The 16,281-nt window shown below is 45.6% G+C and carries 11 protein-coding genes; 2 read left to right on the top strand and 9 right to left on the bottom strand.

All coding sequences use genetic code 11. The features are described from left to right. Positions 1 to 19: 19 nt before the first annotated feature. Genes B2Z67_RS13215 through B2Z67_RS13250 form a run of 8 tightly spaced genes read right to left on the bottom strand, consistent with a single transcriptional unit; the run spans position 20 to position 9,896 of the window. Positions 20 to 1,228 (bottom strand): PQQ-binding-like beta-propeller repeat protein, encoded by a 1,209-nt coding sequence (locus B2Z67_RS13215; RefSeq protein WP_291530309.1) that lies wholly within the window; start codon positions 1,226 to 1,228, stop codon positions 20 to 22. A 6-nt stretch (positions 1,229 to 1,234) separates the two neighbouring features. Next, positions 1,235 to 2,509, bottom strand: coding sequence for a PQQ-binding-like beta-propeller repeat protein (locus tag B2Z67_RS13220; RefSeq protein ID WP_291530310.1), 1,275 nt, complete (start codon positions 2,507 to 2,509; stop codon positions 1,235 to 1,237). Between the two features lie 43 nt (positions 2,510 to 2,552). Beyond that, on the bottom strand, positions 2,553 to 3,761 hold the full coding sequence (locus tag B2Z67_RS13225; RefSeq protein ID WP_291530311.1) for a PQQ-binding-like beta-propeller repeat protein: 1,209 nt from the start codon (positions 3,759 to 3,761) through the stop codon (positions 2,553 to 2,555). An 11-nt stretch (positions 3,762 to 3,772) separates the two neighbouring features. After that, the gene (locus tag B2Z67_RS13230; protein ID WP_291530312.1) at positions 3,773 to 5,512 is read right to left on the bottom strand and encodes a prenyltransferase/squalene oxidase repeat-containing protein; all 1,740 of its coding nucleotides are present in this window, start codon (positions 5,510 to 5,512) and stop codon (positions 3,773 to 3,775) included. 3 nt (positions 5,513 to 5,515) lie between these two features. After that, positions 5,516 to 6,388: a prenyltransferase/squalene oxidase repeat-containing protein gene (locus tag B2Z67_RS13235; protein WP_291530313.1), complete on the bottom strand. Its 873-nt coding sequence runs from the start codon at positions 6,386 to 6,388 to the stop codon at positions 5,516 to 5,518. 10 nt (positions 6,389 to 6,398) lie between these two features. Next, on the bottom strand, positions 6,399 to 7,958 hold the full coding sequence (locus B2Z67_RS13240) for a polyprenyl synthetase family protein (protein WP_291530314.1): 1,560 nt from the start codon (positions 7,956 to 7,958) through the stop codon (positions 6,399 to 6,401). A gap of 10 nt (positions 7,959 to 7,968) precedes the next feature. After that, positions 7,969 to 9,186 (bottom strand): radical SAM protein, encoded by a 1,218-nt coding sequence (locus B2Z67_RS13245; RefSeq protein WP_291530315.1) that lies wholly within the window; start codon positions 9,184 to 9,186, stop codon positions 7,969 to 7,971. Beyond that, entirely contained in the window at positions 9,183 to 9,896 is a 714-nt protein-coding gene (locus B2Z67_RS13250) for a ferredoxin family protein (RefSeq protein WP_291530316.1), read from the bottom strand. Before B2Z67_RS13250 ends, B2Z67_RS13245 begins: the two co-directional genes overlap by 4 nt. A gap of 1,021 nt (positions 9,897 to 10,917) precedes the next feature. Between B2Z67_RS13250 and B2Z67_RS13255 the strand changes: the two genes are divergently transcribed. Together B2Z67_RS13255 and B2Z67_RS13260 are read left to right on the top strand one after the other, a co-directional pair. Next, positions 10,918 to 14,262 carry a DUF2723 domain-containing protein gene (locus tag B2Z67_RS13255; RefSeq protein WP_291530317.1) on the top strand — a complete coding sequence of 1,115 codons (3,345 nt, stop codon included), beginning with the start codon at positions 10,918 to 10,920 and terminating at the stop codon, positions 14,260 to 14,262. A 183-nt stretch (positions 14,263 to 14,445) separates the two neighbouring features. Continuing rightward, positions 14,446 to 15,060: a polysaccharide deacetylase family protein gene (locus B2Z67_RS13260; protein WP_291530318.1), complete on the top strand. Its 615-nt coding sequence runs from the start codon at positions 14,446 to 14,448 to the stop codon at positions 15,058 to 15,060. 19 nt (positions 15,061 to 15,079) lie between these two features. Here the strand turns inward: B2Z67_RS13260 and B2Z67_RS13265 are convergent, their stop codons facing one another. Continuing rightward, on the bottom strand, positions 15,080 to 16,006 hold the full coding sequence (locus B2Z67_RS13265) for a magnesium transporter CorA family protein (protein ID WP_291530319.1): 927 nt from the start codon (positions 16,004 to 16,006) through the stop codon (positions 15,080 to 15,082). Between the last annotated feature and the right edge of the window lie 275 nt (positions 16,007 to 16,281).

The following is a 16,281-nucleotide window of genomic DNA, read 5'->3' on the forward strand; positions in this document are numbered from 1 at the left end:
AGAATATTGAACTTTATACTTACTTTATTTTATATGCCATCAACGTATCTCCGTGCCGTACATACAATACTCCTTTATATATGACCGGATGCGCCCAGTGTTGTTCGGTACCAAGTGTTATGCGGAACTTACTGATCAGGTCAAACTTCTCCGGTATTGCCCGAACCAATGCCATATCACCCTTTTCCGAATAGCAGTAAAGCATACCTTCCGCCGCTATGACTGCTCCGGTAGCAATACTCCTGTCCTTGTATTGCGCTTCTCCGGTTTTCCAGTCTACACAATACCAGCTTCCTTTTCCATAATCGCCTGCGCCATACGCATAGTTCCCAATCTTCAGCATGTGCCCTGTCCGGGAATCAAGATTGACGGAGTTCCAGACTTGCTCCACGTTTTTCCCTCCTTCGGTCAGGCGCAGCATTACCGAACCTACACCGTAGCTACTGGTACAGAGTATCGTCCCCTCTCCATATACCGGAGTATTGGGATGCTCAAAGAAACGGTTGGTAAACGGGAAAGACCAAAGCAAATTACCATTCGAAATATCAATGCCTACAGCATGATGTCCTGTTAAAGTAACTACTTGGGGAATTTGTTGATCCTTGATATATATCGGGCAACAATAGCTGGATATGTCCCCCATCGCTTTTGAACTCCATATCAAATCACCGGTTTTCTTGTTCAGGGCAACCACATTGTATTCTTTCCCGCCCGGAGTAAATATCAGCTTATCTCCGACAATCAACGGTGACTCATTCACTCCGTATTTGGGGACTTCACCTCCGAAATCATCATACATACTTTTTTGCCACAGTATCTTTAGGTCGGATTCGTTAAAGCAAATCAACTTTCCCGTGCCGCTGACTACATACAATCGGCCTTCATCGGGAATAACGGTACCACGGCTACCCACATAGCTTGTATGCCATTCCTTGCCATATTCCTTTTTATTCAATAATTTGCCTTGCGTATCCAATACATAAAGAAAACCTATATCATCTGTCATTCCGGTTATATATAGCTTATCGGAACTAATCGAAACCGACGAGAATCCCTGTCCTAACCCATCAAAATGCCACAGCAGTTCAGGGCCATCGGCAGGCCACGATTTGAGCAGTCCGGTTTCCTTATAAACGCCTGTACGGTCGTACCGCCACCCGATATCCTCCTGTGCCGATAAGATATAACCTGCGAAAATGAACAGGCAAAGAAGTCCTATGCGTTTCATTCGTTGTTACTTTGATAAATTTAAGCAGAACAGCAGGTCGTGATCCCTTAAGTATAACTTGCCATTTGCAATAACCGGATGCGCCCAGATCATGTTGTCTGTTGTTTGTATCTGGGTACGTTCCGGAAATTCCATCCGGCTTACTTCTTTCCATCCTTCCGGCGAAGCGGCTACAACGGCAAGTTTTCCGGAACGCTCGTCAAGGAGAATCAAGTGATTGTCAACTCCTACTACACTGCCTCGGGTAACGCCTTCTCTGTTTCGCTGGCTCCATATCTTTTCGCCTGTCTCTAAATTCTGGCATGTCCATCCGGAGTTGTCCGAATGACCATATATGTGACCATCCATCAATACTACGCCACCGTGCTGATTGACCATGTTTTTATTGCTGTAAAGGGTTTCGGCTTTCATACCGTCTCCCTCTTTGGTAAGTCGGATACATGTGGAACCGGCATTATAACCGGCTGTAACGTAAACGACAGGAGCATCGTATATCGGAGTAGGGATAACTGCTGTCCTGTAGCCGGGTATTTCTACGCACCATAACAACTTGCCGTCTTTTGCCGACACACCTGCTACGCCTTTAGCTGATTGTTGGATATACTGCCGCATTCCATCGACTTCAATAACGATAGGAGATGAATAGCCCGCTTCATCCGTCCACTCTTTGGTTCTCCAGGCTACTTCACCGGTATTCTTGTTGAGCGCCACCAAAGTTCCATCGGTGCCGCCTGGCGTGCAAATAACAAGGTCGCCATCTACCAAAGGTGATTCGCTGTAGCCCCAACGCGACATGTATTTACCGTTGAAGTCTCCAACAAAATCTTTCTGCCAAAGCACCTTACCATCAGTGGCTGAAAGACAATGTATCTGACCAATACCGCGAATCAGGTAGAGCTTGTCTCCATCTACCGTAACCGATCCGCGGGGACAGTTTTCTCTATCCGGAACAGATTCCTCACCGAGTCCCTGTTTCCACTTTAAGTTTCCGGTTTGGGTGTCCAACGCAAATGCAAATCCGTTTCCGTCCATAGCCCCCTGACAGTAGAGTGTTGTTCCAACTATAGAAGGGGATGAATAACCGGTTCCCGCTTGTCTGAATACCCACGAAAGAGAGGGCGTCTTATTAGCCCAATCCAGATTGAGACCGCTTTCTTTTGAAATACCGCTCCGGTTCTCGCCTCTCCACTGCGGCCAATCCTGCGCTTTCGACTCCTGACCAAAGATGTTTAGTACGACAAGCATACCTATCAAAAACCTGACTTTATTCTTCGCTTTCATGATTTTCTATCTTTTCTTATTTTATTCTTTTTTCTCCTGACTGTTACTTAATCTGATATGCCATTAACGTATCACCGTGACGTACGTATAACACACCTTTGTAAATTATAGGATGTGCCCAGTGTTGTTCGGTTCCAAGTGTAATCGGGAATTTGCTGACAATATCGAACTTCTCGGGAGTAGCCTTTGCCAGTACCATTTCGCCGCGATCGGTGTAGCAGTAAAGCATTCCTTCGTTAGCGATAGTGTTACCCATTGCCAATCCTCTTTGTTTCCACTTAATCTCTCCGGTTTTCCAGTCTACACAGAACCAGAAACGATTGGCGTCTCCCGAGCCATAAGCATAGTCACCCACCTTTACCATCGCTCCGATACGGTTGTCCAGTTCGCCATTGAACCATACTTGTTCAACACCACGTCCGTCGTTAATCAAGCGCAACATTGTGGAACCTTTTCCGTATCCGCTGGTACAGAGTATCATGCCATCACTGTACACAGGCGTATTGGCATGTACATCATGCCGGTTCTTATTCGGATACGACCACAGTTTTTCACCCGTTGCCGCATTGATACCTATAATGTGGTTGGCAGTCATGGTAACTATCTGAGGAATCTTTTGACCGGCAATATACAGCGGCGAACAATAAGCTGATGAATCTCCTTCACCTGCGCAACTCCAGATTGTAGCTCCGGTATTCTTATTGAGCGCTACAACATTGTTTTCTTTTCCACCGGGCGTGGCTATCACTTTTTCTCCTATGATTAACGGTGTTTCGCAAACGCCCCACTGTATGTTTGCTCCATTAAAGTCTTTCATAAAGTTTTTCTTCCACAGCACATTCAGGTTTTGCTGGTCGATACAATAGATTTCGGCCATTCCGGTGATAAGGTAAATCTTACCTTCGTTAATCGTGACCGTTCCGCGAGAACCATTGTAGCTCTCCGCCCATTCGGGGCCGTATTCCTTTTTATTCAGCAATTTACCTTTTGTATCGAATACGTAGATGTATCCCTTTCCGTCAGTCAATCCGGTTACGTAAAGTTTATCCGAGTCAACGGCCACGGAAGAGTGTCCTTCTCCCAATCCGTTATAGCTCCACATTAAAGCAGGGCCGGCTTCCGGCCAAGTTTTCAATAGTCCGGTTTCATGATATATACCGGTACGATCGGTTCCTCTCCACTGAATATTATTCTGCGCAGATAAAGACAGCGCAAGAAATGACAAGCATAAAATAAGTCCTTTTTTCATCATTGTATTATTATTTATAGTTCTGATTTTGAATTTAGTCTCACATTTGTTTTCTTCAATGCATTCAGCACAAACGTTACATTGTATAATTCCTCCGAATACCAGAGCCGGGAGAAATACAATCCGATCGGTTCGCGTTGATACAATTCTCCGGTCTTGTATTTTTCGTACAGGTAATCGAAAGACCTCTCTATAACAGTTACATCTGTTTCAGGATATGAAGCCAATGCGCTTAACGCCCGTGCGGTTAACGTAACCTTGGATGGAACACCTTTGGCTCCTCCCCAACCGCCGTCGGCGTTTTGTGCCGAAAGAATGTATTCCAATCCTTTCTGAAACATCTTATGGGCTATCGGTTCTTTGGATGTGGCTAAATATTCCACAGTCATCGTAGTCCCATAGATTGGCGATTGTTCGTCTTTGGCATCCTGATCGCCAAACCATAAAGGTATCCATGACCCGTCAGCCGCTTGTGCACGCTGCATCCATTTCAACATTCGCAGCATGCTCTTCCTGCATTTGTTTTGCAGTTTACCGGGAAGTACGTCCAACCATAATTGAAAGGCCAATATGGAATGAGCCGATATGTCCGGACTGCTTCTGTCAAAAGGCAATTTCCCCCATCCTTTGCAAAACGTGGGCATCCCGCCGTCTGTGTTTTGGAGTGCTAATAACCATTCGATTCCTTTCCCTACTTCGGGACAATAGACTCCGTCCAACAGGATATGAAGGGCAACCAATGCGCCGGCGGTGTCGTCAGCATCGGGTACGGCGCCCGGCAGGTCTGTCCATGCCCACCCCCCTTCCTTGGCTCCGGTAAAAGGATGCTCGAAGGCAAAAGCATGTTGCTTGATTTTTTCGGCAAGCGGTTGCTTGTCCTTTATGTCATTTCCAAGCGCCCTTACGCTTAATGCGGTAACCCAAGAAGCCAAGTCGGTATCAATGGGCCAAGCGCCGTCTTGGCGGACATTGCTTATAAGGAAGGAAACAGCTTGTTGTGTAGCAATATGACCCCGATAACCGGCGCCACTCATGCACATGGTGACAAATGCAGTCAAAGGTGCGGCTTCCAGAAATCCACCGTTGGAAGGCTGAAGCTTCTCAAGCACAACAAGTGATTTCTTGATAAAAGACTCGCGTATGGGGGATAGGATATTCTTTTTCCCCTTTTTATATCTTACTATACCTACGGCAATTAATGCCGGAATGGCGTAACTCACTACAGGAAGCCGGAAGAAGCGAAACAGCTTTTGCGGTAGTACTGATACTTCAAAAGGCAGTTGCGGTATTTTGTCCCAACCGGAAATAACCCCGGCTAAGGCACACATTACGAGAATAGGAACAGAGAATGTCAGGTCTTTCCCATAATAGGCAAGAACTCCTTCAACAATATGCGAATCGGAAATGCCGCCGAATTTTCCATTCAGGTATTCTTTCGCCTCTTGTGGAGGGGCGGCAACCGCTGAAAGGGAAGCATACGTGAGCAACGTGGCTGTCATATTGGAAGGACTTTCGATGCTGTCTCCCCAAGAACCATCCGGATGCATGGTGCTTACTAACCAGGCAGCTCCATTCTGAATATGTGTGGCATACTTATCTTTGTCCACCATATATAAGGCAAAAACAGATACGGAGGTAGAGATTGCGCTCGACGACAATTCTCCTCTCCACATAAGTTCATCCGGAACACGGCTTTCCAATAACCGTTTCCGGACAGCTTCAGTCATTTCATTTATCTTCTGTTTTCTATCCATTTGTTATATGCTTCCTAATGCCAACAATCCGTAAAAAGTATATTCCACATCGCTCTGCTCCTCCAGTAATGTGGCGGCAAAGCCTCCCGAATCCAACCAATGGGCTTCGATAAAATCACGCACCGGATACTTGGGCGCTATGCCATAGCAACTCAATATAAAAAGCGAAGTCGCTGTGGATAGCATATCGGGAACGGGGGAAGCCGCTGCTGCGCTAAATCCGCCCGTTGCATGTTGCCTGTCACGCAAAAAGAGCACATCCTCATTTCCTTTATATCCGGTCAACTGACCTACGACAGACAAAGCAGCCACGGTTGCGTTCGTGGTAGCAGTCAATCCGCCTGTTGTATTCATGTATCCGCCGTCCGGCAGGTGATAGCCTGCCAGCGAATCCGTTATTTTCTTTTTCTCTTTTATCCGCCATCCGCTATCTTCCTGAAGGGACAACCGGATAAACTGAGTATAAGGCGATTGCGGATCATTGTGCGGCAAATTCCTGTTCTTATCCAAGGCTTTACTCCCGGTTGAGAAGAGCGCCCACAGCAACAAACCACTCTTTCCGCCTTTCACCAGCCGGCTTATCATCTTGCACCGCAAATAAGCGGCATAATGAATCAAATCCAGACTTTCAACATGCTGCTGCATCAGGTATGCGTTCATCTTCGCAGCATCCATCCTTACTCCCAGTACATACGATAACATCCATCCGAATACTGTATAATAAAGATCCGCCTTTCCACTTTTATCTTTAAATGCGCCTTCTGCCGTCCGTTGCGATTCTACAAAACAGGATATCTTGCGAAGCGCTTCCGTCCCCAGTTGTTCTTTTCCCTTTTGCAGGGTATTGAATAGTCTTGCAGATATCGTATTTCTCATCGGTACTCACCTAATTTTTCAGAATTTTCCGCACCACACGAAACAGCAATCGCTTCAGTTCCATATTTTCCACTTCATGCAATGTATCCAATGCTTTCTTATGATACTGTTCGGTCATTTGTCTGACTCTCAGCAGGGCTTCATCCAGCAATCCTTTATTTTCAGGAAGAAGAAGGAATGTTTTCAGGTCATTGCATTTGAATAGCGCTTCGGTAAAGCCGTCCCTTGTCTGCTGCTCACACAGTGCGGCAAGAACAGCCGACGGGCGAATAACTACCGGTTCTTCCGTGTCGAAATCTTCGATATCATCCTGCAATTGATACGCAATTCCCATAGCCTGGGAAAAATTGTGCAATGTGCCCTGCAATGCTTCGTTGTTTCCGGCACAAATCGCTCCCATAATCAGAGAGACATGGAATGCGGGAACGGTTTTATTGCAGAATATGTCCAGTACGGAATCCATAGTCAATGTTCGTGGGGCGGCACTCCATTCCAATTCTGCCCCTTGACCTTTGCAAAGAGCAATATGCGCCTCTGCCGCTACTTTTATCAACTCCATATTGCCGCATTGCGTCAACAACCGGTAGCCTTCTCCGAGAAGCATATCGCCCACATTGATGGCTATGGAATCACCGTACGCAGCATTGACGGTCTGCTTGCCGTAACGCACCGTGTCGTTATCCTGAATATCATCATGTACAAGTGAAGCCTTGTGGAAACATTCAACAGCAATCGCAGCCAGTTGCACTTCCCGGGGGATATCCATTTTACCGGTCAACGCCACATAAGTAGATGCCAGCAGATAAGGACGCCATCTCTTACCGTTTCCGCCCAGCCAGTCGAGGGTTATGGAAGAAGTCAGGTCGCCCGATGGAGACAGTAAAGCGGAAAGATTCTCTTTATCAAACCATTCTTTTACAGTAGATTTCAGATGGTCGTAGTTCAGCAGGCTCACTTGCTTGTCCGATTGCAGACTAATCAGCCGCTCCACATATTCGTAATCCACTTCTGTGTCTTTACAGCCGGCCATATTTAGTGGTATAGCCAAACCGGGCACGGCATTATTGATAAGTAACGGGAATGCTTTTTCGAGTGAATCAAGGCAACTGACTCCGATGATGGCGTCCACCACCCCGTTTTTTATCAGTTCGATGACGGAAGTAAATCCTTCCGCCACCAGGCTCAGCATTCCCAGACTGTCTGCCTTGTCCTGCAAGTCAGGGATGGAACAATGATGGCACCGATGGCACAAAAGTCCCAACTCGTCTACGTCCGCCTTGCATTTTGCCGAACGACTCAAGCACTTCGGCAATAGCAGGATTCGCTTATCATAAGGAATGGAAGCTACCGTCTCCTGCCATACGCAATTATTGATTTCCACCATCAACCAGCCCTTCACGGATGCGTCAAGCTGATGCGTGCTAATCAGTTGGTCGGAAAGAGCAGAAAGGTCGTCCATTGATACCGGAGGCACCAATGACCGGCCTTTAACAAAAAGGTCAATCGTCTTTCGCAAGTGATGCCGCTCTTCGAACGTCTGCGGAACATTATGTATTTGTTTTATCTCCATAACTTTCTGATTATCCGTAGGCTCCGAAACCGAAGAAATATTTCTTCTTAACTAATTTGTAGATGCTGTTTGCTTCGGGTATTTCTTCCCCTTGCATATTGTGTCCGGCAACCGGAGACATTTTTTTATATTCTTCCAATACCGTCCGGCGGCTGGTGGTGTCGATGGCTTCGTGTTGCTCCAGAAAATCAATCAACTTCTCCGGATCTTCCAGCAGAATGCATCCGCGTGAATTGCCGGCCGTCATTTTCCGGAAATCAGCAAGAAATTCTGATTTCTCGAACAGCTTCGCCAGATTAGAACCATCTTCATTGATAAAGTCCTTAGCCATCTGAATGGGAGGGCAGAATTCAAGCGCTCCGGACGGAGATATGTGGTGGCTCATACCTGTGGCTCCGGGGCACAAGGCATTTCCTTTGTCGTCCCAATAGGTTTCGATGAGGAACAAAGGGGCGTCTTTGCGTTGTTCGACCACAAAGCGACGGAAAGCGAGTATCTGCTCTTTGTCCAAAGCATTTGCCATGTTGGGGTTAGCGCCTACCGGCCTGTATATATAATACCATAAATAATGAGCGCCTTCCCGGGCTATCAGTTCTATGTATTTCCGGCTGACCAGTTCGTCGTAATTGCTTTTGCAGATACTTGCCGCAGCTCCGAAAATCAACTTCGCTTTCCGGCAAGCGCGTACTCCGGCCAATGTCCTTTCAAAAACATTATCTCTGCCCCGGCGGATGTCGCTCTCTTCTTCAAGTCCTTCGATACTGATCAGGGGCGTCACATTTCCTATCTTTTTAAGGCGCATAGCCACTTCTTCCGTCAGCAGGATGCCATTGGTAAATAGCTGGAAATAGCAGTCGGAGTGTTTCTCCATGACATCCAACAAGCCTTTATACATTAAAGGCTCGCCTCCCAGAATCCCGAAAAAGTAAGAGCCTTTTTTCTTGCAGCTTTTAATGATGCCATCCAATTGCAGGAGCGACAACGATTTCTTTCCGCCTCCGGAAACCCAGCAACCGCTGCACGCCAAGTTGCAATTCTCTGTTACGGATATCATCACAAATGCCGGAAAGAATGGTTTCCCTTTTTCCTGCCTTTTTTCAAACCGGTTGATGTTGCGCATGCTTCTCCATCCGAAATTATACATGAATTTCCATACTATCCGAGGGGAACATTCACGGGGGATTCGCAAAGCTGCTTTTATATTTGCTATGTATTCTTTGAATGTCATTGGTCGTCGTTTTTTAATAGCGAAGTACTTGCTTTCCGTTGCTGCAAACGCATTCGCAAACGGTCGCGATACATTTTATCCATTTCGTCGGGGCTAAACTGCTCTTCTTCGGCAGTTCCTCCGTTTATCGGTGATTTCTCATATTTGGGGAAAATGATGGCTTTGCTGGGGCACATACGGGCGCAGGCAGGGCAATTGTTCTTGCAATTCTGCGGTGATGTTACCCGCACGCGCTTATTCTCTATCGTATAAACTCCAAACAAACAGAAGTCATGGCATTTACCGCACTCCACGCACCTGTTCTTGTCAATCACAGGATACCATGCGTCTGTTCCGTTTTCCACCGGAAACTCTTCTATCTTTTTTCGCAAAGCATCTTTTTCAGCAGTATCTTTTGTGTTCGTACAAGAGAGGCCGAACCGGGAGAGTACCTCTTCGCCGGTATAGTCACGCATGGGTTCAACTTGCTTTGGTTTAAGTCCGGCTCTATCCATGTGCGACAATATGGTGCGTGTGTGACAAGCCACAATCACACCGGAAGCAATTGCCGGAAGATCCGGAGAGGATTCCGCTACTTTCCTGCACAAATCGGCTTCCACAGCCACATGATAGCCTGCATCTTTCATGGCAGTTGCAATCTCAACCACCTTTTCTTTGGAGATAAACGACCGCGAAGCGCATGCACAGATTGTTATTTGTGTATTTTGCATATAATACCTATTCTTTTTCTTTTTATATCAAACATTGTGATGTTGCAGTGAATAAGAAAACATCACAATTACCCGCTGATTTTACTAATACCGATAACTCTTATGGAATCCGATAACAGTTCTTCATCAAAGAAACTTTTTTCGTGAAAGAAAGATATACCAGATAATAGTTCTTTCTGCAAAGGTAGAATTTTCTCTCAGAAAGCAATGAAACTAATTAGAAATTGTGCGAAAATAGGCAATTAAAAAAACAAAAAAACAATTTTATTCCCCATTTATTATACTGAAAACTCCACCGGGGTGTTTTCGTATCAATTTGAATGTCTGATATGAAAACAATTCCGGGAATCAAGTGGAAAGATGTTCCGATACAAACCGGCACATATACTTTGCAGGGGGATAATATTGACAATTATATGCAAATAAGTAAATAGTCATTATCCAACTAAAATGTTTCTTCTTCTATGGCGGTCACATAATTCCCAATCGTTCTCTCTTTGGTGTAAAACATAAATAAATCCATGCCACACCAAGGATTTGTTTCTTATAAAAATATAACAATCTATTTTTTCTATGTTGTTTGTAAAAGGTCTATAAATAAGTAGCAAAAATGCGCACCCGCGAACACATACCCGTGCATATTGCCATAAGAGAAATTCTGCCTCCCTGTTTAGTTCTAAATTTTAGACTTATAAAATATCCAAACCGTGTCCGCCCCGTACCAACTCCGTACTTGCTCCATGTCCTATAGACCGAATTTGGAAAGGAGCAGGTAAGGAGCGGGTAAGGAGCGGGTGTCCGGTTGTTACGTTAGAGAATTTGCTCCTGAATAGTAGCCAAATGACAGATACAAAACAACTGTCCCGTAAAAATACGAAACATTCAAAATGTGCGCAACCCTTAACCTATCCTAATTAATCACTCTTGTATTCATAGTTTTAGCAGTTAATTTACTATATTTGCGCCTGTATACGCTAAAAAAATAGTCAATAGTATAAAAATCATAACGAATTCCATCCGAATGAAACAGTACAAAGCCGTGAACAACCTAATTGGTTGGATTACTTTCTTAATTGCAGCTGTGGTTTACTGCCTCACTATAGAACCGACTGCAAGTTTTTGGGATTGTCCGGAGTTTATTACCACCGGATATAAACTGGAAGTAGGACACCCGCCCGGAGCGCCTTTCTTCATGCTGGTATCCAACCTTTTCTCACAATTCACTTCCGACCCGGCCAATGTGGCCAAGATGGTGAACCTGATGAGTGCATTGATGAGTGGAGCTTGTATCCTTTTCCTTTTCTGGAGTATCACGCATCTGGTACGCAAGCTCGTAGTTACGGATGAAAATAATATAACCAATGGTCAACTTATTACCATTATGGGTAGTGGCCTGGTAGGTGCGTTGGCATATACGTTCAGTGATACATTCTGGTTTAGCGCCGTTGAAGGTGAGGTATATGCTTTCTCTTCTTTGTTCACTGCCGTTGTATTCTGGTTGATACTGAAGTGGGAAGATGTGGCAAATGAACCACACAGCGACCGTTGGCTTATCCTCATTGCCTACCTCACCGGGTTAAGTATCGGTGTGCACTTGCTGAACTTACTCTGTTTGCCCGCCATCGTACTGGTTTATTATTATAAGAAAGTGCCTAATGCCAATACAAAAGGCTCGTTGCTGGCGCTGCTTGCCTCCGGAATCCTGGTCACCGTGGTACTGTATGGCATGGTTCCGGGCATCGTAAAGGTAGGCGGATGGTTTGAACTGATCTTTGTAAATACACTGAACATGCCTTTCAATAGCGGCGTAATCGTTTATATCATCATATTGGCGGCCTCCATCATTTGGGGTGTGTACGAAAGTTATACGGAGAAAGACAAAATGCGTATGACAGTCTCTTTCGTGTTGACCATTGCCCTGCTGGGTATTCCATTCTATGGACACGGAGCGGGTGCGGTGGTAATCGGTATCCTGGTGCTCGCTTTCCTGTTCTTCTATCTCAGTCCGAAGACGCAGATGAAAATGAAAGAGAAATACCGTGTATCGGCACGCGTTCTGAACACAGCCCTGTTGTGCACCATGATGATTGTTATCGGATACTCTTCGTATGCCATCATCGTTATACGTTCTACGGCCAATACGCCGATGGATCAGAATTCACCCGAAGATATTTTCACGCTGGGCGAGTACCTGGGTCGTGAGCAATACGGTACACGCCCGTTGTTCTACGGACCTGCATTCTCTTCAAAAGTCGCCCTTGATGTGAAAAACAACTATTGCGAACCGCGCATCTCTTATAGCGATACCAAGTATATACGCAAAGAGAAAGCCACACCCGACGAGAAAGACAGTTATATCGAGATTCCCGGACGTATTGAATACGAGTACGCACAGAACATGCTCTTCCCGCGTATGTACAGCAGCGCGCATGTCAACGAATATCGCTCCTGGCTGAGTATCAAAGGATACGATGTTCCTTATGACCAGTGCGGCGAAATGGTTATGGTAAATATGCCTACGCAATGGGAAAACATTAAATTCTTCTTCTCATACCAGTTGAACTGGATGTACTGGCGCTACTTCATGTGGAACTTTGCCGGACGCCAGAATGACCTGCAAGGTAGCGGAGAGATAGAACGTGGGAATTGGATTACAGGCATCTCGTTCATTGACAATATATTGATAGGTGACCAAAGCCTCCTGCCGAGTGAACTGAAAGAGAACAAGGGACATAACGTGTTCTACTGTTTGCCCCTATTGCTTGGTATTATCGGCCTTTTGTGGCAGGCGTACCGCGGGCAGAAAGGTATTCAGCAGTTCTGGGTAGTGTTCTTCCTGTTCTTCATGACGGGTATCGCCATAGTTCTGTATCTGAACCAGACTCCAAGCCAGCCGCGTGAGCGCGACTATGCGTACGCCGGCTCGTTCTACGCCTTCGCAATCTGGATAGGTATGGGGGTAGCGGGCATCATCCGCCTGCTGCAACACTATGCCAGGATGAAAGAGTTGCCGGCGGCAGCCATTGCCTCTGTCGCTTGCCTGCTTGTTCCCATCCAGATGGCAAGCCAGACATGGGACGACCACGACCGTAGCGGTCGCTATCTGGCGCGCGACTTCGGACAAAACTATCTGATGTCTTTGCCGGAAACCGGTAACCCGATTATCTACACCAATGGTGATAACGATACATTCCCCTTGTGGTATAACCAGGAAGTGGAAGGCTTCCGTACCGATGCACGTACCTGTAACCTCAGCTATTTGCAGACCGACTGGTACATCGACCAGATGAAACGCCCTGCATACGATTCTCCGTCGCTGCCCATAAATTGGGACCGTATGGATTATGTGGAAGGGACGAATGAGTACGTTCCTATTCAGCCGGACTACAAGAAAAGCGTCGATGCTCTCTATGCCGAGGCCGAAAAACAGGCGTTGAACGGTAATCCCGAGGCATTGATAAATGTGAAGAAGGAGTTTGGAGACAATCCGTATGAGCTACAGAACATCCTGAAATACTGGGTACGCAGTAAGAATGCGGATTTGAGGGTAATCCCGACAGACAGTATCGTGCTGAAAGTGGACAAAGAAGCCGTGCGCCGCAGCGGAATGATGATACCCGGTGATTCTATCCCCGACTATATGCACATTTCGCTCAAAGGCAAACGCGCCCTTTACAAGAATGAACTGATGATGCTGGAAATGCTGGCGGAAGCTAACTGGGAACGTCCTATCTACATGGCTATCAGCGTGGGACGGGAAAACCATCTTAACATGGGTAACCACTTTATCCAGGAGGGTCTGACGTATCGCTTCACTCCGTTTGATACAGACAAGACGGGTGTCAAGCTGGATAGCGAAAAGATGTACGACAACCTGATGAACAAGTTCAAGTTCGGCGGTATTGATAAACCGGGCATCTATATTGATGAAAATACCATGCGCATGTGCGCTTCCCACCGCCGTATCTTCTCGCAACTCGCTACCCAGCTGATGAATGAAGGCCAAACAGAGAAAGTTAAGGCCGTGCTGGATTATGTGGAAAAGGAGATTCCTGCCTATAATGTGCCTTATGACTGGCAGAACGGTGCGACGGATATAGCAGAAGTATATTACCAATTGGGTGAAACGGAAAAGGCCGACGAGATAATGAAGGCTCTTGCCGACAAAGCTGTGGAATACCTCACTTGGTATCTGAGCCTGGATGAAAGTCGTTTTGAGCTTTCTGCCCGGGAGGTTGGCGAATTCCATCTACCTATATTAAGTACGGAAGTAAAAATCATGCAGAAGTATAATTCCAAGTTAGCTCCGGTTTATGATAGCAAACTGAATGAATTATATCAAATATGTGTTGACCGCATGAAATAGTAGTTAGTAGTAAGTAGTTAGTAGTAAGTAGATAGTAGTAAGTAGTAAGCAGATAGTAGTAAGTAGTTAATCACCAACGACCTACTATTAACCATTACTATCTACTTACTACTAACTACTATCTACTTACTACTAACTGCTTACTACTTACCACTAACTACTTACCACTAATCACCAACAACCGTGTTTATAGAACAGCCTCCTGAGTTTATCCGAAAGCTATACCCCGGCGCCATTTGGAGAATGAATCCGAATGAAAGAGCCGTTTATCTGACTTTTGATGATGGTCCTATTCCCGAAGTAACCCCATGGGTGCTTGATTTACTGGACAAATACGACATTAAAGCTACTTTCTTTATGGTTGGCGACAATATACGCAAGCATCCTGACGTTTTCCAAATGGTTATAGATGGCGGACACCGAATCGGCAATCATACATTTAATCATATCCGTGGCTTTGAATATCTTTCCGACAATTACCTTGCCAATGCCGACAAGGCAAATGAACTGATGAATACCGACCTTTTCCGTCCGCCGCATGGACACATGCGCTGGGGGCAGTATTTTACGCTGAAACGGCATTACAAGATTGTTATGTGGGATTTGGTGACGCGCGATTACAGTAAGAAACTGCGCGGGCCGCAAGTATTAGCCAATGTGATGCGATATGTGCGGAATGGTTCCATTATCACTTTCCATGACTCGTTGAAGTCCTGGAATAATGGGAACCTGCAATATTCACTGCCACGGGCAATAGACTTCCTGAAGGAAGAAGGGTACGCATTCAAGCTGTTATGATGATGTTGCTCCGGTTTGCTTAGAACCACTTAATCTTTCTGAACCAGATGAATGTTCCTGCCGACAGCGCTACGGAAATCAGAATGATAAATATGAAAGCGTAAGGAAAGCTTTCCAGATGGACGTCTACGTTCATGCCATAGAAGCTGGCTATCAGCGTTGGTATCATAAGCGTAATGGAAAGGCTCGTCATACGTTTCATGATAGCATTGACATTGTTGGAAATGATAGAGGCAAAGGCGTCCATTGTGCCCGTAAGAATATCACTGTAAATGTTTACAGTGTTATATGCTTGTTTTAATTCAATTACCACATCTTCCAATAACTCCATGTTCAGATAGTTGGTTTCCTGAAAGATATTCCTCAGGCGACCAATCATTACCTCGTTTCCGCGGATAGAAGTATTGAAATAGACAAGGGTTTTCTGAAACTTCATCAGCCGGAGTAAGTCTTCGTTGCGGATACTCTTTTCCAGTTCCTTTTCCGCATTGGCTACTTCATTATTAATCTGTTTCAGGTACTTCAGGAACCAGACGGCGGAGGAATAAATCATTCGCAGAATTAAATCCAGCTTATTGTTCACTACAATACCTTTGCGGCGCGTGTACTGGATAAAATCAGGTATAAGTTCTGTTTTATGATAACATACGGATACAATAATATCATTGTTGGTGATAATGCCGATGGGCACGGTGATGAAAGGTATGCCGTGTTGGCTACTCTGCATCGGGATACGCAGAATGGTAAGCAACCAGTTGCCTTCGGTTTCCGTACGCGGGCGTTCGTCGGCATCGGCAATGTCTTCCAGAAATGATTCGGGGACTTTCAGTTCTTGGGTGAGGAATTCAAAATCGTTGCTGTCCGGACATTCAACGTTTACCCAACTATTGGACATCCATTGCGGTTTTTCCACAAAACCAGCCTCACAATAAAGATACGTTCTCATTGTTATTACCTCCTTTCTTTTCTTTTAGATGCGAGTAGAGGCATTGCAGACAACGTCTCTGTTCGCTTCAAAAGTACATAAACCTTTTTAATTAACGTACTTTCGCTACGCTTTTTATGACTTTTTGGTTTTAGCCCGAATAACTCCTTTAACCTGTATTATTCATAGTGTAAATACTTCGCTTACTATAAATGAGAATTTAGCGAAGAATGGATACGCGGATGGCGCGGAATAAGCGGACGAACGCGGATTCTTTTCTTCTTAGTGATTAGCAA

The organism is Bacteroides sp. UBA939, assembly GCF_002293435.1.
Taxonomy (GTDB): domain Bacteria; phylum Bacteroidota; class Bacteroidia; order Bacteroidales; family Bacteroidaceae; genus Bacteroides.

Coding starts and splice junctions, on each gene's coding strand:
- B2Z67_RS13215 (WP_291530309.1), bottom strand. CDS start 1,228: ATGAAACGCATAGGACTTCTTTGCCTGTTCATTTTCGCAGGTTATATC.
- B2Z67_RS13220 (WP_291530310.1), bottom strand. CDS start 2,509: ATGAAAGCGAAGAATAAAGTCAGGTTTTTGATAGGTATGCTTGTCGTA.
- B2Z67_RS13225 (WP_291530311.1), bottom strand. CDS start 3,761: ATGATGAAAAAAGGACTTATTTTATGCTTGTCATTTCTTGCGCTGTCT.
- B2Z67_RS13230 (WP_291530312.1), bottom strand. CDS start 5,512: ATGGATAGAAAACAGAAGATAAATGAAATGACTGAAGCTGTCCGGAAA.
- B2Z67_RS13235 (WP_291530313.1), bottom strand. CDS start 6,388: ATGAGAAATACGATATCTGCAAGACTATTCAATACCCTGCAAAAGGGA.
- B2Z67_RS13240 (WP_291530314.1), bottom strand. CDS start 7,958: ATGGAGATAAAACAAATACATAATGTTCCGCAGACGTTCGAAGAGCGG.
- B2Z67_RS13245 (WP_291530315.1), bottom strand. CDS start 9,186: ATGACATTCAAAGAATACATAGCAAATATAAAAGCAGCTTTGCGAATC.
- B2Z67_RS13250 (WP_291530316.1), bottom strand. CDS start 9,896: ATGCAAAATACACAAATAACAATCTGTGCATGCGCTTCGCGGTCGTTT.
- B2Z67_RS13255 (WP_291530317.1), top strand. CDS start 10,918: ATGAAACAGTACAAAGCCGTGAACAACCTAATTGGTTGGATTACTTTC.
- B2Z67_RS13265 (WP_291530319.1), bottom strand. CDS start 16,006: ATGAGAACGTATCTTTATTGTGAGGCTGGTTTTGTGGAAAAACCGCAA.